Annotated in this window: 15 protein-coding genes; 13 read left to right on the top strand and 2 right to left on the bottom strand. The window is 43.2% G+C overall.

The features are described 5' to 3' along the window. Positions 1-105: 105 nt before the first annotated feature. The 11 genes from dnaX to L2747_RS11895 all read left to right on the top strand — a co-directional run bounded on the left by dnaX (position 106) and on the right by L2747_RS11895 (position 13,398). Positions 106-3,045 (top strand): DNA polymerase III subunit gamma/tau, encoded by a 2,940-nt coding sequence (gene dnaX / locus L2747_RS11945; protein ID WP_248999256.1) that lies wholly within the window; start codon positions 106-108, stop codon positions 3,043-3,045. A gap of 99 nt (positions 3,046-3,144) precedes the next feature. Beyond that, a complete protein-coding gene (locus L2747_RS11940; RefSeq protein ID WP_202719971.1) occupies positions 3,145-3,474 on the top strand; it encodes a YbaB/EbfC family nucleoid-associated protein in 330 nt (109 codons plus the stop codon). A 283-nt stretch (positions 3,475-3,757) separates the two neighbouring features. After that, positions 3,758-4,435 carry a tetratricopeptide repeat protein gene (locus L2747_RS21500; protein WP_248999255.1) on the top strand — a complete coding sequence of 226 codons (678 nt, stop codon included), beginning with the start codon at positions 3,758-3,760 and terminating at the stop codon, positions 4,433-4,435. A gap of 2 nt (positions 4,436-4,437) precedes the next feature. Continuing rightward, complete coding sequence (locus L2747_RS11930) at positions 4,438-5,361, top strand: hypothetical protein (protein ID WP_248999254.1); 924 nt, start codon at positions 4,438-4,440, stop codon at positions 5,359-5,361. Between the two features lie 182 nt (positions 5,362-5,543). Further along, positions 5,544-6,143, top strand: coding sequence for a recombination mediator RecR (gene recR, locus L2747_RS11925; protein WP_248999253.1), 600 nt, complete (start codon positions 5,544-5,546; stop codon positions 6,141-6,143). Between the two features lie 200 nt (positions 6,144-6,343). Further along, positions 6,344-8,260 carry a molecular chaperone HtpG gene (htpG, locus tag L2747_RS11920; RefSeq protein WP_248999252.1) on the top strand — a complete coding sequence of 639 codons (1,917 nt, stop codon included), beginning with the start codon at positions 6,344-6,346 and terminating at the stop codon, positions 8,258-8,260. Between the two features lie 74 nt (positions 8,261-8,334). Further along, on the top strand, positions 8,335-9,180 hold the full coding sequence (locus L2747_RS11915) for a tetratricopeptide repeat protein (RefSeq protein ID WP_248999251.1): 846 nt from the start codon (positions 8,335-8,337) through the stop codon (positions 9,178-9,180). A 179-nt stretch (positions 9,181-9,359) separates the two neighbouring features. Next, positions 9,360-10,004, top strand: coding sequence for an adenylate kinase (adk, locus tag L2747_RS11910; protein WP_248999250.1), 645 nt, complete (start codon positions 9,360-9,362; stop codon positions 10,002-10,004). Between the two features lie 162 nt (positions 10,005-10,166). Next, positions 10,167-11,162 carry a ferrochelatase gene (hemH, locus tag L2747_RS11905; RefSeq protein WP_248999249.1) on the top strand — a complete coding sequence of 332 codons (996 nt, stop codon included), beginning with the start codon at positions 10,167-10,169 and terminating at the stop codon, positions 11,160-11,162. A gap of 265 nt (positions 11,163-11,427) precedes the next feature. Further along, positions 11,428-12,732, top strand: coding sequence for an inosine/guanosine kinase (locus L2747_RS11900; RefSeq protein ID WP_248999248.1), 1,305 nt, complete (start codon positions 11,428-11,430; stop codon positions 12,730-12,732). 111 nt (positions 12,733-12,843) lie between these two features. Beyond that, on the top strand, positions 12,844-13,398 hold the full coding sequence (locus L2747_RS11895) for a sugar O-acetyltransferase (RefSeq protein WP_248999247.1): 555 nt from the start codon (positions 12,844-12,846) through the stop codon (positions 13,396-13,398). Positions 13,399-13,499: 101 nt separating this feature from the next. On the opposite strand, the gene L2747_RS11890 is transcribed toward L2747_RS11895, so the two are convergent. Continuing rightward, positions 13,500-14,828, bottom strand: coding sequence for a dicarboxylate/amino acid:cation symporter (locus L2747_RS11890; protein WP_248999246.1), 1,329 nt, complete (start codon positions 14,826-14,828; stop codon positions 13,500-13,502). Between the two features lie 217 nt (positions 14,829-15,045). On the opposite strand from L2747_RS11890, the gene L2747_RS11885 reads away from it, so the two are divergent. Further along, positions 15,046-17,529: an Ig-like domain-containing protein gene (locus L2747_RS11885; RefSeq protein ID WP_248999245.1), complete on the top strand. Its 2,484-nt coding sequence runs from the start codon at positions 15,046-15,048 to the stop codon at positions 17,527-17,529. A gap of 82 nt (positions 17,530-17,611) precedes the next feature. Here the strand turns inward: L2747_RS11885 and astB are convergent, their stop codons facing one another. Continuing rightward, positions 17,612-18,949 (bottom strand): N-succinylarginine dihydrolase, encoded by a 1,338-nt coding sequence (gene astB, locus L2747_RS11880; RefSeq protein ID WP_248999244.1) that lies wholly within the window; start codon positions 18,947-18,949, stop codon positions 17,612-17,614. A 338-nt stretch (positions 18,950-19,287) separates the two neighbouring features. On the opposite strand from astB, the gene topA reads away from it, so the two are divergent. Next, positions 19,288-21,969 carry a type I DNA topoisomerase gene (topA, locus tag L2747_RS11875; RefSeq protein WP_248999243.1) on the top strand — a complete coding sequence of 894 codons (2,682 nt, stop codon included), beginning with the start codon at positions 19,288-19,290 and terminating at the stop codon, positions 21,967-21,969. The last annotated feature ends 5 nt before the right edge of the window (positions 21,970-21,974 follow it).

The raw sequence follows: 21,974 nt of genomic DNA, 5'->3' as shown, positions 1-21,974 counted from the left end.
CTCCTCAGGCGCTTGAGATAGCATGTAAAAGCGTTGCATGCTATTGTTCAAAGATGTCGAGGAGCGTGCTCCCGAAACCGTATTAATGACACGTTGGGGAGTTCCATGTCATATCAGGTGTTGGCCAGAAAATGGCGCCCTGCCACATTTGAGCAAATGGTTGGCCAGTCGCATGTTTTACATGCCTTAACCAATGCGCTCACTCAGCAAAGATTACATCATGCCTATTTGTTCTCCGGTACTCGCGGTGTCGGTAAGACCAGTCTTGCCCGTCTTTTTGCTAAAGGCTTAAATTGCGAACAAGGTGTCACAGCTACGCCATGTGGGCAATGTTCTGCCTGTGTTGAAATTGCCGAAGGTCGTTTTGTTGATCTTATCGAGGTCGATGCCGCCTCAAGAACCAAAGTTGACGACACGCGTGAATTACTTGATAACGTGCAATATCGTCCAAGTCGTGGCCGATACAAAGTGTACCTTATTGATGAAGTGCATATGTTATCGCGCAGCAGTTTTAATGCGTTGCTTAAGACCCTTGAAGAGCCGCCAGAACATGTAAAGTTTTTACTCGCGACGACGGATCCGCAACGCTTGCCTGTTACGGTTTTATCACGTTGTTTGCAGTTTAACTTAAAGAGTTTAACCCAAGACGAAATTGCCATTCAGCTTGAGCATATTTTGACTCAAGAACAGTTAAGCTTTGAAGTCACAGCACTGACACTATTAGCTAAAGCGGCCAACGGTAGTATGCGTGATGCATTGAGTCTAACCGATCAAGCGATAGCCTTTGGTGCTGGCCAAGTTAATCTTGGGCAAGTACAAACCATGCTTGGTAGTATTGACGAAAAGCATGTAATAGCACTACTTGAAGCACTCACCAAAGCTGACATTATGAACTTGATGCAGGTAACCGCTAAAGTCTTGTCATTTGGCGCGGAGCCAGAAGAAGTGCTGCGCAGCTTACTTGAATTGTTGCATCAAGTGACTTTAACTCAGTTCGCACCTGCAGCTGCACAGATGTCACTTTATAGTGAGCAAATAACGGCTTTTGCCCAACAACTTTCCGCAGAACAAGTTCAACTTTATTACCAGTTATTATTAACGGGCCGTAAAGACTTGCCCCATGCACCGGATCCTAAATCGGGTCTTGAAATGGCATTGCTAAGAGCGGTGACTTTTGTTCCTGAAAAGCCAGTGACTCGTTGGGCTGTTGATAGCCAAGCAGCGATTCAGATCCCTGATGTCAATCCCGAAGTCAATAGTGTGGCGAACGCAGCGACTTCGACTCAAAAAAAAACGCTTGAATCTGTAGCACCTAGCTCGAAACCTGCCTTAACGGGGTTAAGTTCTCAAGCTAACGCTGCAGAGACAAATCAGCAACAAGCTGAGCCGGTTACTGCATCTGTAAACGTCAACACTGATGAAACAAAAGCTGCTTCAGTGCAAACTGAACCGTTACAGGATGAGAAAGAACAAGCTGCAGATGAGCCATTAGATAGCTTAAATAGCGAAATGGCTGTGATAATGAGTCAAGCTGAGAGCCAAGGCTTTGAGCAAGTCCAGCCAGAACTCATCAGCGAATTAAGTTCAGAATCACAAACAGCGCTAAATCAGAAACTAGAGCAAGAATCTAGTGAGAGCTCCACCTCTGAGTTGGATATTAGTCAAACAGACTCGGTGGCGTCAGCATCGAATCAAGTTGTCGTCGCAAGCGAAAAATTAGCGTTAGAAGCTAATACCGTCGAGGGCACTGAGGCTGAATTTAGCCCAGAGCTTGAAGCCAGCATTAAACAGCAGCCTGTTGCTTCCAATTATACTGACGATAACTTTAATGACCGCAGTGGAACTCATAGCGGCACTATTAGTGATGACGTCAGCAATAGCGGCGATTACCAGCAACATTCGTATGTTAATGATGCCGATAATGAGTTGGCTTCTTATGCTGATTACGCTGGTGCTTATGGTGATGCTTTCGCTGCTGCCGACCAAGATGATTATGGCTTTGGTCAAGAGGCAAGCTATCAGTCCAATCAAACTCCAGCTCATCAGCAGGTAAGTGCACCAGAGCAAGCTGAAGCGCTAAGCAATACTTCACAAAGTTCAACTATCGATGCGGGAGATGATCTTCTCGACGCAGTTTTAGCTGCGAGAGCGACTTTACTTGAAGGGCTAGGAGAGGATGAGCCTAAGGAAGGGGCATCAAAAAAGTCATTAGAGGTTCGTAAGCCTTTTACGCCGCCAGTGAGAAAAGAGCCTGTTAATACAGGTGACAAGATTGAAAGCAGTGAACCGTTTTCGAATAAGTCAGAGGCGTCTGCTACAACTCCTACACAGATTGATAATGGTGAGACGGAGCAAGAGATCATTGATAGACCGCCATGGGAAGATCCTCATGAACAAGATCCCTGCGCACGTTTTGATAGTGAATCAGATAGTGAAACATTCGTTGACAGTAAAGCGACTGAAGCTAATGTATCCGCCGAGCAAGCTGATATCGATAGCGAACAGCCACAAAGCGTTAGCGGTTCATCTCCTGTTCAGGATATTGAGCTAAACTTACCTGCATTACCAAGCGGTGAGTTAACCGGTAACGACGTGGATTTAAAGTGGTATCGCTTTATGTCTGAGCTTGAGGTCGGTGGTCGAGTTCGCCAGTTAGCTGTTAACTCTGTCTGTCATCGGTTTGAGCAGCCATTATCATTATTGCTTAAACCAGATCAAAAGCATTTAGCTGCAGACGTTGCTATTAAACAGTTAGAAGAGGCTATGAGTGGTGCTTTAGGTGAGCATTGTACGGTAAGCGTGACAGTCGGTGCTGATAATGACCGTGAAACGCCACTAGAAGTAAGGCGACGCTTTAATAAAGAGATTTTAGTTCAGGCACATCACGATTTAATGACAGATGACAATGTGCGCTGGTTAAGTCAAAACATGGGGGCACAGATGACTGATGATTCGTTAACTTATGCGCCTGAGTTGTTGGCACAGAAAGGAAAATTGATTGAGTTAATCGATATTGCGAACTTTAAGCGGTTAACTGAGTCATAATTTTATAATTGAATTTCAGCTTTCATTGCTAATCATTCATTTTTTAGTAAGATTAGCCGACTTTATTTGTTGTAATACATAATAGAAGAGAATTAGAGTATGTTTGGAAAAGGCGGTATGGGCAACTTGATGAAGCAAGCCCAGATGATGCAAGACAAAATGGCCAAAGTGCAAGAAGAAATCGCACGCATGGAAGTTACCGGCGAAGCTGGTGCTGGTCTAGTTAAAGTCACTATGACGGGTTCTCACAGTGTACGTAAAGTTGATATCGACTCAAGCCTACTAGAAGACGACAAAGAGATGCTAGAAGATCTTATCGCTGCAGCTTGTAATGATGCTGCACGTCGCGTGGAAGAGAATCAAAAAGAGAAAATGGCTGAAGTGACTGGCGGTATGCAACTACCACCAGGCATGAAGATGCCGTTCTAAGGACTGTCCAACGGTCTATTTCAGTCTTAGTTAGCTGATATAGCTGGTGGAAAGTAATAAAGCCCAAGTTTATCTTGGGCTTTTCTGTTTCTGATTTCTATTCATTTTGGTAAAAGCGCTACAAATATAAATATCAAGCTCTTATATGATTATATTCAAAGCCTTGCGAGCTTAATAGCCTTGTGTCAGACTGCAACCGTTTTATGACTCACCTTTGCTACGCCTACTTGGCTGTGTAGTTTTAGTCGACCTTAATCAGTATTAACCTAAATGGATTGAAAGTGTGAAGCAAAAGCTTAAAGGGTTAGGATTATCCATCGCTATATTCATCGGCATTGTTCTTTTTGACTCTCTGTTTGGTACCCCGCCTATCGCACTTAGTGGCATTGAAAAATACAGTAATAAAGTATCAATTAAAGAGGCTAGAGAGTTAGGCTATATCCTTTTTAATAATAAACAGTATCCCCAAGCAAGAGTATTTTTTGAACCTTCAGCTCAGCAAGGTGATGTGGGAAGTCAACTAGCACTGGCTACACTCTATTTCTATGATTTGACGACTCAAGACAATTATCAGCAAGCGTATCGTTGGTTTAGCAAAAATAGCGATAATGCTTTTGCGCAATACTATTTAAGTCTGTTATATCACTTTGGTCATTACGTCCCACAAAACCCATTAAAGTCGCTATTTTGGCTTGAAAAATCAGCAGCGCAGTCTTTCCCTGCCGCTCAGCATAATTTGGCTGTTTACTATTTTAACCTAAGCGATTATCGAGAGGCCTATCTTTGGGCTATGTATGCGAGAGGGAATGATTTCTCACAGTCACGAAGTCTAGTGAAACAAGCTGGCGAACACTTATCGCTAGCTGAAAAAGCCAATGCTGACCAAACTTACAGAAACACTAAAGCCAAACATCGCTGGGATGATGAACAGATCAGCTCATTGTTAGATCAGGTATTTTAATTATGAAGATAAGCACGCTTTCATTGGAGTTAGTATCAGGCGAAACTCAGCAGTTTGGTGGAGTAACTAGCCTGACCGGGCTAAAGGTTCGACTTAAAGAGATCCTTGATAGTGTGGTCTTTGAAGAGCTTGCAGTTGATGCCAGTGGTGATGCGCTTACTATGCCTATGCTGATTGTGCAGGCAAAGATTAAACAGGTTGAAATAACCTTTACTTACGACTTGCTCAGTAAAGAGGAAGGTTTATTGGCGTTGTATTACACCAATGCTAAAAAAGGCAAACAGCGGCAAAAGGAATTTGGCTTTGTGAGTTTTGCCGAACTAGAACAACATTTGCAGAGACTCTTGAGAGAGAGTGAGAGTAAGTTTGTTGAATACTATTTTCCTAAGCAAACTCGAGTTAGCCAAGCGCTTAAATATGCTGGCATTGCTTATATTTGTGCAGCTTGTTTTGGGCTTCTTTCATTAGTATTTTTTGCTGATTTGATTTGGCGCGATGATTTTTTTCAAAGCGCATTTATCGCTGCAGGCGTTACTTACATCATGACTTTACCGGTATTGTTATTTAAGGCTTTGTCTCAAGAAGGAAAAGAGCGGGCTGCGCTGGTGGGGCAAAGCACGAGTAGACAAATCATAGCGATACTGGTTGGTAACGTTATTTTGAGTTGTGCGGTCATTTTAGGTGGTTGTCATTTACTACACAAGGTTACTGCAAAGTCGGTAGAAATGGATGTTACTTTTAGCGATAAACATCGAGATTATTGGGGTAAAAACTGCAAGGGCGGCGTTAACTTTGAGCACTTCTTTGGCGCCGTTTGCTTAGAGGATAAAGCCTATTGGCAGGTTATCAGCCCTGGAATGCACGCCACCGTACAAGGTGACTCATCTGCAATCGCTTTTGATGTGAAAGCTATCGAGCTTTATTAATCGCATTTGGCTAATGTTATGTTTTATGGGTGACAAGATAGGGATAAAACTTCCTTATTCTATGCTAGTATTTGGCGCTAATTTTATGATGACTTGTATCCACTGGGTATTTCCTCGGGTGTTGTACAAGCTATCGTTATATTTTATAAGGCATATCTAGGCCTTTCTAAGCGGAACCTTAAATGAAATTTAGTCCACTCGTTGATGAGCTCATCCAGTCACTTCGTTGTTTACCGGGCGTTGGCCCTAAATCGGCTCAAAGAATGGCATTTCAGCTATTAGAGCGTGACCGTAAAGCGGGCGCTAAATTGGCAGAGTCGCTAGGCAAAGCTATGTCTGATGTGGGTCATTGTCAGTCATGTCGTACTTTTACTGAAGAAACTTATTGTCCGATTTGTGTCAGCACTAAGCGTGGTCACTCTGAAGTAATTTGTGTAGTAGAAACTCCTGCGGACGTGCTTGCGATTGAAGCGGGTGGGCATTTTACTGGTCGCTATTTTGTCTTACTTGGACATTTGTCACCGCTTGATGGTGTTGGTCCTGATGAACTGGGGCTTGATTTACTTGAGCAGCATTTAGCGTCGGGCGATGTCAGTGAGCTTATTTTAGCGACCAATCCAACCGTTGAAGGTGATGCCACTGCGCACTATATTGCCGATATGGCAAAGCGCCATCAATTGACAGTTAGCCGCATCGCTCATGGCGTGCCGGTTGGTGGTGAGCTTGAATATGTTGATAGCACCACACTGGCCCTGTCTTTTAATGGTCGTTTACCGATTTAATCTCAGTAGTAATTTACTTTAAGCGACTATAAATAGCTGTTTACAAGTTAAATGCTATCCAAATCCAGTTTGTGATTATCACAAACTGGATTTTTTTTGTGCAATTGAAATCAATGCGCACTCTTTCCCTTGAAAAGCGATTTTATAGCCCCATCTTATTTGTAAGCTTTATTTAAACTGATTTTTAAAGGGAACATTTCATGTCACAACAAGAGACGCATGGCTTTCAAACTGAAGTCAAACAACTATTACATTTGATGATCCATTCTTTGTACTCAAACAAAGAGATCTTTTTACGTGAATTGGTATCTAACGCTGCCGATGCTGCAGATAAGTTACGCTATGAAGCCCTAACTAATAACGATCTTTATGAAGGCGATGGTGAACTGCGTGTTCGCATTAGCGCGGATAAAGAGAAGGGTACTGTTACTATTGAAGATAACGGTATCGGTATGACTCGTGACGGTGTAATTGAGCACCTAGGTACGATTGCTAAATCAGGTACGGCTGACTTCTTTAAAAACCTATCAGGCGATGAGTCAAAAGATTCACAGCTAATTGGTCAGTTCGGTGTTGGTTTTTACTCAGCCTTTATTGTGGCAGACCGTGTAACTGTGCGCACTCGCGCTGCTGGCCATAGCGCTGATGAAGCTGTGCTGTGGGAGTCAGCTGGTGAAGGTGACTTTACAGTTGAGACAATCTCTAAGCAAACTCGTGGTACTGAAATTACGCTTCACTTACGTGATGACGAGAAAGAGTTTGCTGATGACTATCGTCTGCGCTCAATTATTACTAAATACTCTGACCATATCTCAGTTCCTGTAGAGATGTTTGAAGCAGGCACGCCAGCGGTTGAAGCGACCGACGATACAGAAGCTGTAGCTGCTACAGAAGGTAGCTGGAAGCCAATGAATAAGGCTACAGCACTTTGGACACGTAACAAGAGTGATGTGTCGGATGAAGAGTACCAAGAATTTTATAAGCATATTTCCCATGACTTCGCAGACCCACTTTTGTGGAGCCACAACCGTGTTGAAGGTAAGCAGGAGTACACAAGCCTTTTGTATATCCCGGCTAAAGCGCCTTGGGATATGTGGAACCGTGACCGCAAGCATGGCCTAAAACTATTTGTACAACGCGTATTCGTAATGGATGACGCAGAGCAGTTTATGCCTAGCTACCTGCGTTTTGTGCAAGGTTTGATTGACTCAAATGACTTACCACTAAACGTATCGCGTGAAATCTTGCAAGATAACAAGGTTACCACGGCGCTGCGCACTGCTGTGACTAAGCGTGTATTAGGCATGCTTGAAAAGCTTGCTAAGAATGATGCTGAAAAGTACCAGTCTTTCTGGACAGAATTTGGCCAAGTGCTAAAAGAAGGCCCTGCTGAAGATTTTGCTAACAAAGAGCGTGTAGCTGGTCTACTGCGTTTCGCATCGACTCACACAGGTGAAGCTACGGCTAACGTATCACTAGCAGATTACATTGAGCGCATGAAAGAAGGTCAGTCTAAGATCTACTACATTGTTGCCGATAGCCATGAAGCGGCAGCTAACAGCCCACATCTTGAAGTGTTACGTAAGAAAGGCATTGAAGTGTTATTAATGTCTGAGCGTATCGATGAGTGGCTAATTAACCACTTAACTGAGTTTGATGGCAAGAAACTGCACTCTGTTACCCGTGGCGATCTTGAGCTAGGTGAGCTTGAAGATGCTGGCGAAAAAGAAGCACAAGAGAAACTGCAAACTGAATCAGAAGGCCTAGTTAAGCGTGTTAAAGACAGCTTAGGTGATAAGGTTTCTGAGGTTAAGGTGACAACGCGTCTAACTGATACGCCTGCATGTGTGGTTGCCGGTGAAGGCGAAATGTCAACGCAGATGATCAAGTTGATGCAAGCTGCTGGACAAGACGTACCTGAGTCTAAGCCGACATTTGAGCTAAACCCAGAGCATCCGTTAGTTGCCCGTTTAAATGACGAGCAAGATGAACAGCAATTTGCGCAGTGGTCAGAGCTTTTACTGCAACAAGCATTGTTGTCTGAAAAAGGTAGCCTTGCTGATCCATCTGCCTTCATTAAGCTAATGAACCAAATGCTACTAGCTAGCGTTAAGTAAACAACAGCTATGATTAAAGAGGCAGTTATACTGCCTCTTTTTTATGGTCACTCGCTAAAAGCGAAGGAAATGTTATGCAATCGATTCTAGAGCTGACAAAAGAAAATATACAGCAAGTGGTCGACGCTTCGATGGAGAAGGTCGTAGTGATGGCGTTTTGGGCAAGTCAAAGCCCTGAAAGCTTAAGCTTAATGCAAACCCTTGAAAGTATCGCCCAGCAGCAAAATGGCCGCTTTGTATTAGCTAAGGTTAATTGTGAAACGGAAATGGAAATTGCCAATTACTTCCAGATCCAGAGTTTGCCTACAACCTTGGTTTTACACGAAGGTAAACCGGTAGACGGTTTTGCAGGTGTGCAAGAGGCTCCGCAAATTACTGAGATGCTTGATAAGCATTTACCAGCCCAGTGGCAGTTAAAGCTTAATCAAGCACGAGTGTTTTTAGCTGAAAACAATGCTATTGCCGCATTGCCACTGCTAAAAGATGCTTACAACGAAAAACAGCTTGCTGAAATCGCTTTAGCCTTAGCCGATGTGTATTTATCGCTAAATGTGCTGGAAGATGCTCAGACCTTGTTAGATTCAGTTGGTCTTGCCGATCAAGATAGTTATTACCAAAGTTTAAAAGCCAAGCTTGCGTTAGCGCTTGATGCAGCAGACACGCCAGAAATTAGAAAGCTACAGCAAGATGTTGAAAATGATCCATCTAACTTAGAGTTAGTGATTGAGCTTGCCAAAGCATTGCATCAAGCAGGGCGCAATGATGAAGCACTAGAATTGCTTTTTGCACCGCTGCAAAAAGATATTTCGGCACAAGATGGCAAAGTGAAACAGTCATTCTTAGAGATCTTAACGGCGCTCGGCCAAGGCAACGCTTTGGCTAATCAATACCGACGTAAGCTTTACACTTTACTTTACTGATTCGCATCAAGGATATTTGTTAGTTGTGATGCTAAAGTCGAACGACAAATTGCTTCAAAATGGCGGCCATTTATGCGAAGATCGCCGCCCTAAACATACAATACCCATCACGCTGACGGCTTTTTGCTCGTTTATAGACGATGTGGGTATCACAGTGCGAAATTAAGAGGAAGATTCAGATGCGCATTATGCTATTAGGTGCCCCAGGTGCCGGTAAAGGTACTCAAGCCCAATTCATCATGGAAAAGTACGGTATTCCTCAAATTTCAACAGGCGACATGTTACGTGCAGCCGTTAAAGCGGGTACACCACTTGGCTTAGAAGCTAAGAAAGTGATGGATGCTGGTCAATTGGTATCTGATGAGCTAATCATCGGTCTAGTTAAAGAGCGTGTTGCTCAAGATGATTGCGCTGCAGGTTTCCTATTAGATGGTTTCCCACGCACTATTCCACAAGCAGACGCTATGGCTTCAAGTGGTATTGCTCTTGATCACGTGATTGAAATCGACGTGCCAGACGAAGAAATCGTAAAGCGTATGAGCGGTCGTCGTGTTCACCCAGGTTCTGGCCGTGTTTACCACATCGTATTCAACCAACCAAAGGTTGAAGGTAAAGATGACGTAACTGGTGAAGACCTAGCAATCCGTCCAGATGACGAAGAGTCAACTGTACGCAAGCGTCTTGATATTTACCATGAGCAAACTAAGCCACTAGTAGAATACTACGGCGCAGTTGCAGCTAAAGGTGACGTAACTTACAACAAGTTTGACGGCACTAAATCAGTTGCAACTGTTAGCGAAGAAATCGTGACTGTTCTTAGCTAATATGCATAACTAATTTCATAGTCACCGAGTATAAAAAATACCCGAGTGAATATGTGTTTATGAGCTAGTTCTCATATTTTAAAAAGCCCATGCAAATGGGCTTTTTTTATGCGTTTTGCGGTGATAGCCTGAGCTGAATATCTTGCTAAAAAGAGAATTCATGTGAGCAAATCTGTCCCTCCATTCGGTGTCTTACTCGTTAACCTAGGTACGCCTGACTCACCGACTGCTCCTGATGTAAAAAAATTCCTAAAACAGTTTTTAAGCGACCCTCGTGTTGTTGACCTTTCGCCATGGATCTGGAAGCCGATCTTAAACGGCATCATTCTTAATACTCGTCCAGCAAAAGTGGCCAAGCTGTATCAGTCTATCTGGTGGGATGAAGGTTCACCACTGATGGTGATAAGCCAAAAGCAGCGCGATAAGCTTAAAATCCAATTACAACAAACTCTAGGGCAGAGTATTCCTGTTGAGCTTGGTATGAGCTATGGAAACCCGTCATTGCAGTCAGGCCTCGATAGTTTAAAAGCGCAAGGCGCGGAAAGGATCTTTGTACTGCCGCTTTATGCGCAATATTCTTGCTCTACTGTTGCTCCAGTTTATGACGCAATAGCAGAGCTTTTAAAAGCAGAACGTAATATTCCAGAACTGCGTTTCAATAAGCAATATTTTGACCATGCGGATTATATTAAGGCGCTAACCGAGTCGGTAAAAAAACATTGGCAAGCCAAAGGTCAGGCCGAGGTTTTATTAATGTCGTTTCATGGCGTCCCGCTGCGTTATATCACCGAGGGCGATCCTTACCAAGCCCAGTGCCAAGCTACAGCTGAATTGTTAGCTGCCGAGCTTGGTTTAACTCAGCAGCAATGGCGCATCTGTTTTCAGTCGCAATTTGGGAAAGAGCAGTGGATTGGCCCGGCAACAGATGCACTGCTTGAGTCGTTACCAAAAGACGGAATTAAGTCAGTTGATATCATGTGCCCAGCGTTCTCTTGTGACTGTTTAGAAACACTCGAGGAAATCTCTCAAGAAGGCAAAGAAGACTTCTTATCGGCTGGCGGTGAGCGTTATGAATTTATTGATTGTTTAAATGATTCTGAGCCTCATATCGAGTTATTGGCTAAAATTGTTGAGCAACAAACAAAAGGTTGGAATTAATTTTTCTGACTTCTGTAGTGATTTCAGCTAGCGAAAGAGGTGGCGTGTGGTAAAATCCCCCACCTTTTTGCGTAGCTAGGTCCTTTAACTCACTATTTTGTTTAACTTGTGACAAAGATAAACAAATGACGGAGTCTGAATTTCTATTATGGTCAGCCGTTGAGAAGTGTTGTGTCTGTTTATGCATATTTGTATAAACAGGTTGAGATAACTTACCCGTTTAAATTGATATTTTGCATGGATGCCGAATGAAAGAGAGCTCTATATGAAGTTTCCAGGTCAGCGTAAGTCTAAACATTATTTTCCTGTTAAAAATCGCGATCCATTGCTAGCGCAATTGATCCAGCAGCCTTTACCAATCTCTACTTATATTTCTGGTATTGACCAGACTTTAGTGGATATTGAAGCGAAAGTGGAAGATGAATTATTGACTCGATATGAGCTACCAAAAGGTAACTCAACCTTGATTGACGATGACAAGGCCCATGCACTTTATACTGAGCTTAAAACCAAAGAGCTGATCAGCGATGAATTTGCTGGTGGCACAATTGGTAACACAGTACACAATTACTCTATTTTAGCGGATGACCGTTCTGTACTATTTGGCGTCATGAGCAAAAATATTGAAGTCGGTAGCTATGCTTACCGTTATCTATGTAACACCTCATCTAAAGTGGATTTGAACTACCTGCAACCGGTAGCGGGTCCTATTGGCCGTTGCTTTACCTTGATCTCTGAGTGCGGCGAGCGTACTTTTGCGATCAGTAAAGGCTCAATGGATCAACTAACGCCTACCTATATTGACAAAGACGTGGTTCAGGGCGGCTCAGCGCTGATTTTAACAGCTTACTTGATGCGTGCTAGCGGTGGCGATCAGATCACTGATGCGGCAATGACAGCGATTAACTACGCTAAAGAAGCTGAAGTGCCAGTGGTACTAACACTTGGCACCCGTTTTTTAATCGAAGAAGATCCAAAATGGTGGCAAGAGTTCATTAAAGAACATGTGACCATTCTTGCGATGAATGAAGATGAAGGTGAAGCATTAACTGGTTTTAGCGATCCTTTACTAGCGAGTGAAGCTGCACTTGAGTGGTGCGATATGGTGCTAACTACCGCAGGTCCTTTAGGGCTATATACAGCGGGTTACACTGAAGACTCAGAAAAGCGTGAAACTAGCCATACGCTATTACCAGGTTCTATTCCTGAGTTTAACCGTTATGAATTCTCTCGCCCTAAATTAAAGATTGATTGTGAGTCGCCACTAAAGGTATACGCGCATATTTCTCCTTATATGGGCGGTCCTGAAATCATCCGTAATACTAATGGTGCTGGTGACGGTGCGTTAGCTGCGCTATTACATGACTTGGCTTCAAACACTTTCCATAAAACCAACGTGCCGGGTTCAAGTAAGCATAAGCGCGATGGCTTATGCTATTCATCATTCTCGCAAATTTGTAAGTACGCTAACCGCGTTGCTTATGAAGTACTTGCACAGCATAGCCCAAGACTTTCACGTGGCTTACCAGAGCGTGAAGATAGCTTGGAAGAGTCATACTGGGAAAGATAAGCTGAGAAGCCGCTGAAGGCTTGCAGTGACATAATTTTGAAAGGCATAACTTAGCATTCTGAGTTATGCCTTTTTTGAATCTACTCTAAATAATATAAGAAAAATAAAGCGATGACCGAATACCAAAAAATGCTCAATGGTGAAGTGTTTGCTGGCGCTGATGCTGAGATTTCAGCTGTACGAGACAATGCCTATTTATTGCAAAAGCAAATTAATAATAGCTTAGGCTTTAGTGAAACTCAGTGCTTGATGAAGCAGTTACTTAATATCGGTGAAGGTTCGATTGTGCGTGAGCCATTTAATTGCGAGTTTGGTAAACAAATTACCATTGGTAACGGCAGTTTTATCAATATGGGCGCAGTGATGCTCGATGGTGCCCATATTACTATTGGTAACCATGTGATGATAGGTCCTAATTGCCAGTTTTATACCGCCTCTCACAGCGTTGATCATATGAGTCGACGCCGCTGGGAAACATTTTGCTTACCGATCACCATTGAAGATGATGTTTGGATTGGTGGTAACGTGGTGATTAATCAAGGTGTGACTATTGGTGCGCGTTCGGTTATTGCTGCTGGTGCCGTAGTCAATAAAGATGTTGCACCCGATACTATGGTGGGCGGCGTGCCTGCTAGAGTATTAAAGCAGCTGAGTTCAGCTAATTAATTAGTTTCTTAAATTATGCAGCAATATTAAAAAGCTTCTGTAAGCATCAGCGATAAAAAAGGCATCCACTTGGATGCCTTTTTAGTTAAATCGCGTTGTTTTTATCGATTTAACTTATGCTCTTCAGCATGCACCTGTGCATTAAAGCCTGGAGCGACTTTACCTGCTTGAGTATCGTTGAAGAGAGCTTCATCAAACTCGCCTTCAGATTTTGCAATCACAACAGTAGCAACGGTATCACCGGTTACGTTAACTGCAGTTCGGACCATATCAAGCAGTCTATCGACACCAATAATCAGCGCGATACCTTCAACTGGCAGACCCACTTGGTTAAGTACCATAGCAAGCATGATAAGACCAACGCCTGGTACACCTGCTGTTCCGATTGACGCTAAAGTTGCAGTGATAACCACCATCGCATAATCAGTAATTGTTAGTTCAATACCAAACACTTGCGCAATAAACACCGTTGCCACACCTTGCATAATCGCGGTGCCGTCCATGTTAATGGTGGCGCCAAGCGGTAAGGTAAATGAGGCAATCTTGTTGTCTACGCCCATGCGGTGTTCAGCTGTCTCAATGGTTACTGGTAGCGTTGCATTCGAACTAGCAGTGCTAAAAGCAAACAATTGAACATCGCGGATTTTACGGATAAAGGTGAATGGGTTTAGCCCAGAGAACAGTTTAAGTAAAGTAGGGTAAACAACAAAAGCATGAATAAGTAATACGCCGAGTACAACGAAGAAGTACTTAACCACGCTACCAAATGTTTCCATGCCCAGAGTTAGCGCAAGTTTCGCCATCAAGGCAAATACACCATAAGGTGCAAGCTGCATGATAAGCGTTACAACACGCATAATGACTTCGTTTAGGTCATTAAACAGCGCTGCTACGCGTGCACCACGTTCGCCGATGTGTGATATAGCAAAACCAAAAATCACCGCGAAAATGATGATTTGCAGCATGTTACCTTCACTCATTGCATGCAGAGGGTTAGTCGGTACTAAGTTGATTAACACATCTGAAAGGCTAGGTGCTTGTTTGGCATCAAACTGCATGCCTTCGACCACCATGCTGGCGTTTCCTGGGTGAACCGCAACCGCGACAAGAATCGCCATTGAAAGCGCAATAGCCGTGGTGAATAGATAGAACGCAATGGTTTTACCGCCTAAACGACCAACTTTAGAAGGCTCGCTTAGCGAACAGGTACCGCAGACAAGTGATACAAATACCAGTGGAACAACTAGCATTTTTAAGCTGGAGATGAAGATGGTGCCAATAACATTGAGTACGCCTTCGGTAATGTACTCTTTAATAAAATCACTCTCTGGAAACAGATTGCGTAATAGTAGTCCTAGAATAATACCGGTAAACATACCGATTATAATCTTACTCGTGAGGCCGAGTTTTTTGGTTTTCGTAGCAGACATAGTGCTTCCTGTATAATTTTTATGCTTTTCAATTTGCGCATTAAAGCCTAGCAAGAAAGTCAGACTGAGGAAATGCTTTAAAAGTTAAAGTTTCCGTGATTTGTTGGAAAATAAAGCCTTTTGTTGTGGAAAGGTTATGCTGAAATTGTGTAATGTTATACCCTAGGTAATCAAGTAATTGCCAAAAATAATAAACTCAGTAACAGGGAGTCTGACAATGAAGTCAGCTTATAGCATTTTTATTGCTTTTATATGGTCGTTTTTTCTCATTGGTTGTGGTGGTGGGGGGAGTATTTCAACCGATCCTGATGGTGGCGGTACACCAGAGCCGACAGAAGTCGTTACCGTTGCTCTTTCTATTTCTAATACAGAATCTATTAAAGCTGAAGCCCCTGCTGAAGTGACAGCTGTGGTAACAAGCTCTCTTCATGGTGCTTTAGCTGGAAAACTTGTGACTTTTAAGCTGGATAATAGCGCTATAGGTACATTTGTTCCGGGAATCGGTACTGATAAGACCGATGGAAATGGTACTGCCAAAGTTCTGCTCGCAACTTCTAATATCCCTGGTGCAGGATCTCTTACCGTAGATGTTGCTGGGTACAGTGATATTACTGTAGAGCCGCTAGTTTTTGTCATGGAAGGCGATGGTGGCGAAGTTAGTAATGGAGCATCAATTGTTGTAGCGTTAACAGGCACTAATGGTGAATCCATCGATGCAATTACAACAACTAAACCAGGTAAGGTCACAGCGACCGTTAGTGGTATTAATAAGCCTTCTATTGTGACATTTGATACTACGATAGGAGATCTTCCTATTAAATCGGCGGTTACCGATGCTAATGGTAAAGCCACTGTCGATATTTATGCGGGTAGTTCTTTAGGTGCAGGGGAAGTGACGGCATCTTTATCGAGTGGTGAAGAAGGTAAAGTCGTTGTTGTGATTGGAGCTACAAACGTTCTAATGGGAAGTGGTACACCATTTGAAGAGGGCGTTGCGAGTGTCAGTGTCGATGAGTTAACTGCAGGAGGCACTGCAACTATCTCGGTTGCAATTCAAGATGATAGTGGAAATCCTTTTACTCAGCCCGTAGATGTTAATTTTTCTTCAACTTGCTCGACTAAGACAAGTCCAGAAGCTGAGATCAGTTCTCCGGTGCCGTCGGTTAATGGCGTTGCGACAACGACCTATTTAGCTAAAGGTTGTAAAGGGGACGATGCAATTAATGTTACAGCTAATGCTGGTGGTTTGAACTTAGCTGCAACAGCAACAATTAATGTATTACCAGCAGATGTTGGTAGTATCGTATTCTTGTCTGCTACACCTCAAAATATTAGTATTCTTGGCACCGGTGGTGTTGAGTCTTCAGTGGTTCAGTTTAAAGTTCTAGACACAAATAGTAACCCTGTAAGCAATCAGTCGGTATCTTTTGCTTTAAATACTGAAGTAGGCGGAATTAGTTTGGATCCTGCTACCGCAACAACAAACAATCAAGGTGTTGCTCAAACAGTAGTTAGAACGGGTACGGTGGCTACATCTGTGCGTGTAACAGCTACTGTTGATGGCTCTAGCCCTGTAATCTCAAGTCAGTCGAGTGAGTTAGTTATATCAACAGGTATTCCAGATCAGGATAGTTTTTCCTTGTCTGCAACGGTATTAAATGCCGAAGGCTGGGATGTGGATGGAACTGAAGTGACAGTTACGGCGCGTTTAGCCGATGCATTTAACAACCCTGTTCCAGACGGTACAACAATATCATTTACAACCGAAGGTGGTGCAATTGAAGACGCATGTCAAACAAGTAAAGGTGCGTGTAGCGTCGTTTGGACAAGTCAGCAAGCAAGACCTGAGGGCTATCAATTAATAAATGGTGCAGGTTTAATGGTTGATGATCCTAGTGCTGAGTTATCTTTTGACTCTGCATTGAGTATCTATGGCAACCATTACGGTCAAAAGTATGGTGGACGAGCAACGATTACTGCAACGGCTATTGGAGAAGAGTCATTTCCTGACTTAAATGGCAATGGTCGATTTGATGCGAGCGAAGTTGAAGCATTTAAAACGCAAACCGATGTAAGTGGTATGTCATTTGACTTAGACGATGTGTTTAATGACTACAATGAAGATGGTCGCTTTAACCCGCAACAAGCCAATGGTCAACTAGGTGGTGAGTTAGAGGAATTAGTTGATTTTAATTCTAACGGTGTATTTGATCTTAAAGATGGTAAATATAATGGCGTGCTATGTTCTGATCCTGTTCATGACGCATGTGCTGACGGCATTACCGACTCTAAGTCATTATATGTTCGTGGAAGCTTAGTGATCGTTATGTCAGGCAGTACAGCTTTAGCTACCGAACGTTCGCGTGTGTTAATAGTTGATAGCTATAGTGGTACTGATGGCTCGTATGACCAAAGTATTGATATAATTGGTAAGGCAACCGGAACGGTCTATTTTACTATTTCAGATCTTCATAACCAGCAAATGCCAGCAGGTTCAAAGGTCAGCTTTACTGCAAGTGCCGGCTCTGTAGTAAGTGGTTCAGAATATGTATGGCCTAGCACCAACTATAATGGTGGTCGTGAGTTTAGTGTAACGTTAAAAGGAGAGGACGAACCAAACTCTGGTACCTTCCTTGTTACGGTCGAAACGCCAAGTGGCGTAAAAACTCAGGTACTTTCTTTACCAATATCCATTAAATAATTAATGAAAAGAAAAAGCCCCGCAATAGCGGGGCTTTTTTATATTGGATAACAGTGCAGCTCTATTTGTAATACTTTATCTGTTATCTCTGGAACTGATACACGCTACCTAAATGCATGATCTGGGTCAGTTCATCAAGAGCTGTACGCGATTCAATTATTAACTGAGGGTCGGCTAAATCTTCCACCAATAAACGATCTCGGTAGTGCTTGTCCACCCACAGGTTTAAGCGAGTAAATAATGCATCATTCATTAAAGTGTGTTGGTTTACTGCTGCAACTTCATCTTGATTCATTGCCACACGTAAGCGAAGACAAGCAGGCCCTCCACCATTTTGCATGCTTTGTTTCACGTCAAAGTAAAGTACTTGCTTAATCGGTGTGTCTAACGTGACTAGCTCGTTAAGGTAAGCATAAACGGCTGGATTCTCTTGGCAGTTAGTTGGCGCAATAATTGCCATTTCGCCAGAAGGTAAGGTCACTACTTGAGTATTAAATAGGTAACTCTTAACTGCATCTTGAATAGCGACTTTTGACGTTGGGACTTCAACAAAATGTAGTGCTGATTCGCCAAATTTACGTTTGATCTCTGTCAGTTTTGCTTGGGTGTTTAAAAATGCTTGCTCGTGGTAGAAGAGTACGTTTTGGTTACCTACTGCAATCACGTCATTGTGAAAAACGCCTTGATCAATCACATCGGGGTTTTGCTGTATATAAACAGTGCCGTCATCGTCAAGCTGATGCAAGCGAGCAACTGCTTGTGATGCTTCTAATGTTTGGCGTGCTGGAAATTTCTGTGGGCGTGGTGCACTTGGATTGGTAGCTTCTTGCCCATAAACGAATAGTTCAACACCAGCGTGTCCATATTCACTGCAAAGACGAGTATGGTTTGCTGCCCCTTCGTCACCAAAACTGCTATGTTCAGGTAAATGTTGGTGATGTTTGAAATAGCGGCTATCGTTAAATGTAGCTTGGAGTATATTGCTAGTTGTGATTGGTTCAATACTGCGATGTAGTTTGTCGACAAGGTTTGCTGGGGTAAAGTGTAGTTTTCCATCGTGGGTATCAGCACTAGGAGACACCGTTGCGGCGTTTGCTGTCCACATACTTGACGCACTGCAGCAGGCGCGTAATAGGGCTGGTGCTTCTTTGGCGGCTTTATTAAGAACTTCAGCGTCTGTGCCACTAAAACCGATTCTGCGTAGAGAATGTAAGTCTGGGCGTTCTTGTGGTGCGAGTACACCTTGCACTAAACCAAGATCAGCGAGCGCTTTGGCTTTTTTGAGTCCTTGTTTCGCAGCATCTTTAGGGCTTGAGGTTGCGGCAGCGTTATTTAATGAGGCGACGTTACCAAATGATAAACCAGCGTAATTATGCGTTGGCCCAACGAGTCCGTCGAAGTTCGCTTCAAAATGCTTCATTCTTCTTTATCCTTAAGGGTATCTCAGGTTGTTATATCTTTTCTGAGTTGTAATTATTGTGGTCAGTATACTTAAGCGTGAGTGCTGTACAAGCGAACTAAAATCGGTAAAAACACTAAATTTGCATCGAAATGCACAACTATTACTTGCTTGCTGACTAATAATGAAATATTAGTTTTTAAATACGCACTATTTTTTTTTCACATTTATTTAAAAAACGGTTAAAAATTGGTACTCCAGTACAAATAAAAGAGGGATTAGCTTGAAACTCTGTACACAACCCTCTATATATGGAGCCAAATTTCCGATTTTTGAGACTCGTTGGCGCAAATTAATCTATGGGTAAATCGCTAGTAATCGTCGAATCACCGGCCAAAGCCAAGACTATTAATAAATATCTAGGCAAAGATTTCATCGTTAAGTCGAGCGTAGGTCACATCCGTGACTTGCCTACATCGTCGACTTCAGAAGCTAAAGTTGTCAGTAAAACAGCTGCTGAAGTGAAGAAGATGTCTCCAGAGGAGAAGGCTGAATATAAGAGCTTAAAAGCGAAGCAAGCATTAGTTGCGCGCATGGGGGTTGACCCAGAAAAAGGCTGGAAAGCTAAATATCAAACTTTACCGGGCAAAGAAAAAGTCGTTAAAGAACTTCAAACTCTGGCAGCAAATGCTGACCATATCTATCTCGCAACCGATTTGGATAGAGAGGGAGAGGCGATTGCTTGGCATTTACAGCAAGTAATTGGTGGTGATGAATCTCGTTATCAGCGCGTGGTGTTTAACGAGATCACTAAAACTGCGATTCAAGATGCCTTTAGTCAGCCTTCGGTACTTGATACCAATATGGTTAATGCTCAGCAAGCCCGTCGTTTTCTCGACCGCGTTGTTGGCTTTATGGCATCACCATTATTGTGGAAAAAAGTCGCTCGTGGGTTATCTGCTGGCCGTGTGCAATCGGTTGCTGTGCGTCTAGTTGTTGAACGTGAAAGCGAAATTAAAGCGTTTGTGCCTGAAGAGTTTTGGGACGTGCACGCTGAGCTAAATACTTTAACAGACGACTTGCTAAAAATGCAGGTAGTGAAGTTTCAAGGTAAAGCATTTAGCCCAGTAAACGAAACTGAAGCGCAAACTGCGGTTAGCCAACTCTCTCAGTCTAGCTTTGTTGTTGCTGCTCGTGAAGACAGAGCAACCTCAAGTAAGCCATCTGCACCTTATATCACTTCAACACTGCAACAAGCGGCAAGTACTCGCTTAGGTTTCGGTGTGAAGAAAACCATGATGATGGCGCAGCGTTTATACGAAGCGGGTCATATTACCTATATGCGTACTGACTCGACTAATTTGAGTCAAGAAGCTCTTGATAGCGTGCGTGAAATGATTGGCAATGAGTATGGTGATAAATATCTGCCAGAATCGCCAATTCGCTACGGTAGCAAAGAAGGCGCTCAGGAGGCTCACGAAGCGATTCGTCCTTCTAATGTAAAAGTTAGTGCGGCTTCGCTTTCAGACATGGAGCGCGACGCTCAGCGCTTGTATGAGCTTATTTGGCGCCAGTTTGTGTCTTGTCAGATGACACCTGCTAAATATGATGCCACGCGTTTGACTGTAAACGCGGGTGATTATGAATTAAAAGCGACGGGCCGTACTCTTCGTTTCGATGGTTGGACTCGCGTTCAAACTGCCATCAAAAAGAAAAACGAAGAAGATAATACTCTGCCATACGTAGCGCAAGGTGACTCAGTTACCCTAAAAGAGCTGCTACCTAAGCAACACTTCACTAAGCCAGCGCCGCGTTATAGCGAAGCCTCTTTAGTTAAAGAACTAGAGAAGCGTGGCATTGGTCGCCCGTCGACTTACGCAACGATCATTTCAACAATTCAAGACCGTGGTTATGTAAAAGTTGAAAACCGTCGTTTCTTTGCTGAAAAGATGGGCGAAATTGTTAGTGATAGTTTAGTTGGTAGTTTCGAAGATTTAATGAGCTACGATTTTACAGCAAGCATGGAACAAACATTAGATGATGTTGCTCATGGTAAGCTTGACTGGAAAAAAGTCCTCGATGGATTCTATAAAGACTTCACTAAGCAGTTAGAAGTTGCCGAGTTACCGCCAGAAGAAGGCGGTATGCGCCCTAACGAAATGGTGATAACCGATGACATTAAGTGCCCTACTTGTGGTCGTCCTATGGGGATCCGTACTGGGACGACAGGGGTATTCTTAGGGTGTTCAGGCTATGCATTACCACCAAAAGAGCGCTGTAAAACCACACTAAACTTAACGCCAGGTGAAGAAGCGATAAGTGAAAGTGGTGAAGACGCAGAAACTGAAGCATTACGTGCTAAGCATCGCTGTGGGGTTTGTGGTACCGCGATGGACAGCTATTTAATCGACGAAAAGCGTAAATTACATGTTTGTGGTAATAACCCTACCTGTAATGGTTATGAAGTCGAAGCGGGTCAGTTTAAGATCAAAGGCTACGAAGGCCCAATTATTGAGTGCGATCGTTGTGGTAACGATATGGAACTTAAAAATGGTCGCTTCGGTAAGTACTTTGGTTGTACTAATTCTGAGTGTAAGAATACCCGTAAACTGCTTAAGAGCGGTGAAGCTGCGCCACCAAAAGAAGATCCAATTCATCTTCCTGAACTTAAGTGTACTAAATCTGATGCATACTTTGTATTGCGTGATGGCGCTGCAGGTATTTTCCTTGCGGCTAGCACTTTCCCTAAATCACGTGAGACGCGTGGTCCGTTAGTGGAGGAGCTAATTAAGTACCGTGAGCAATTATGGCCAAAGTACCAGTACCTAGCAGATGCACCCGTTGCAGATGATGATGGTAACTTGGCGTCAGTGCGTTTTAGTCGTAAGACAAAAGAGCAGTATGTTGCTACTGATGTTGATGGTAAAGCTACTGGTTGGTCATCTAAGTTTATCGACGGTAAATGGGTGACAGAGGCGAAGGCAAAAGCTAAGCCTAAAGCCAAGGCAAAGCCTAAAGCTAAAGCGAAAAAAGCTGAGTAATTAGC

Source organism: Shewanella marinintestina (assembly GCF_023283845.1).
GTDB lineage: Bacteria > Pseudomonadota > Gammaproteobacteria > Enterobacterales > Shewanellaceae > Shewanella > Shewanella marinintestina.
This window is presented reverse-complemented; position numbering and strand designations above follow the sequence as displayed.

Coding starts and splice junctions, on each gene's coding strand:
- dnaX (WP_248999256.1), top strand. CDS start 106: ATGTCATATCAGGTGTTGGCCAGAAAATGGCGCCCTGCCACATTTGAG.
- L2747_RS11940 (WP_202719971.1), top strand. CDS start 3,145: ATGTTTGGAAAAGGCGGTATGGGCAACTTGATGAAGCAAGCCCAGATG.
- L2747_RS11930 (WP_248999254.1), top strand. CDS start 4,438: ATGAAGATAAGCACGCTTTCATTGGAGTTAGTATCAGGCGAAACTCAG.
- recR (WP_248999253.1), top strand. CDS start 5,544: ATGAAATTTAGTCCACTCGTTGATGAGCTCATCCAGTCACTTCGTTGT.
- htpG (WP_248999252.1), top strand. CDS start 6,344: ATGTCACAACAAGAGACGCATGGCTTTCAAACTGAAGTCAAACAACTA.
- L2747_RS11915 (WP_248999251.1), top strand. CDS start 8,335: ATGCAATCGATTCTAGAGCTGACAAAAGAAAATATACAGCAAGTGGTC.
- adk (WP_248999250.1), top strand. CDS start 9,360: ATGCGCATTATGCTATTAGGTGCCCCAGGTGCCGGTAAAGGTACTCAA.
- L2747_RS11900 (WP_248999248.1), top strand. CDS start 11,428: ATGAAGTTTCCAGGTCAGCGTAAGTCTAAACATTATTTTCCTGTTAAA.
- L2747_RS11895 (WP_248999247.1), top strand. CDS start 12,844: ATGACCGAATACCAAAAAATGCTCAATGGTGAAGTGTTTGCTGGCGCT.
- L2747_RS11890 (WP_248999246.1), bottom strand. CDS start 14,828: ATGTCTGCTACGAAAACCAAAAAACTCGGCCTCACGAGTAAGATTATA.
- L2747_RS11885 (WP_248999245.1), top strand. CDS start 15,046: ATGAAGTCAGCTTATAGCATTTTTATTGCTTTTATATGGTCGTTTTTT.
- astB (WP_248999244.1), bottom strand. CDS start 18,949: ATGAAGCATTTTGAAGCGAACTTCGACGGACTCGTTGGGCCAACGCAT.
- topA (WP_248999243.1), top strand. CDS start 19,288: ATGGGTAAATCGCTAGTAATCGTCGAATCACCGGCCAAAGCCAAGACT.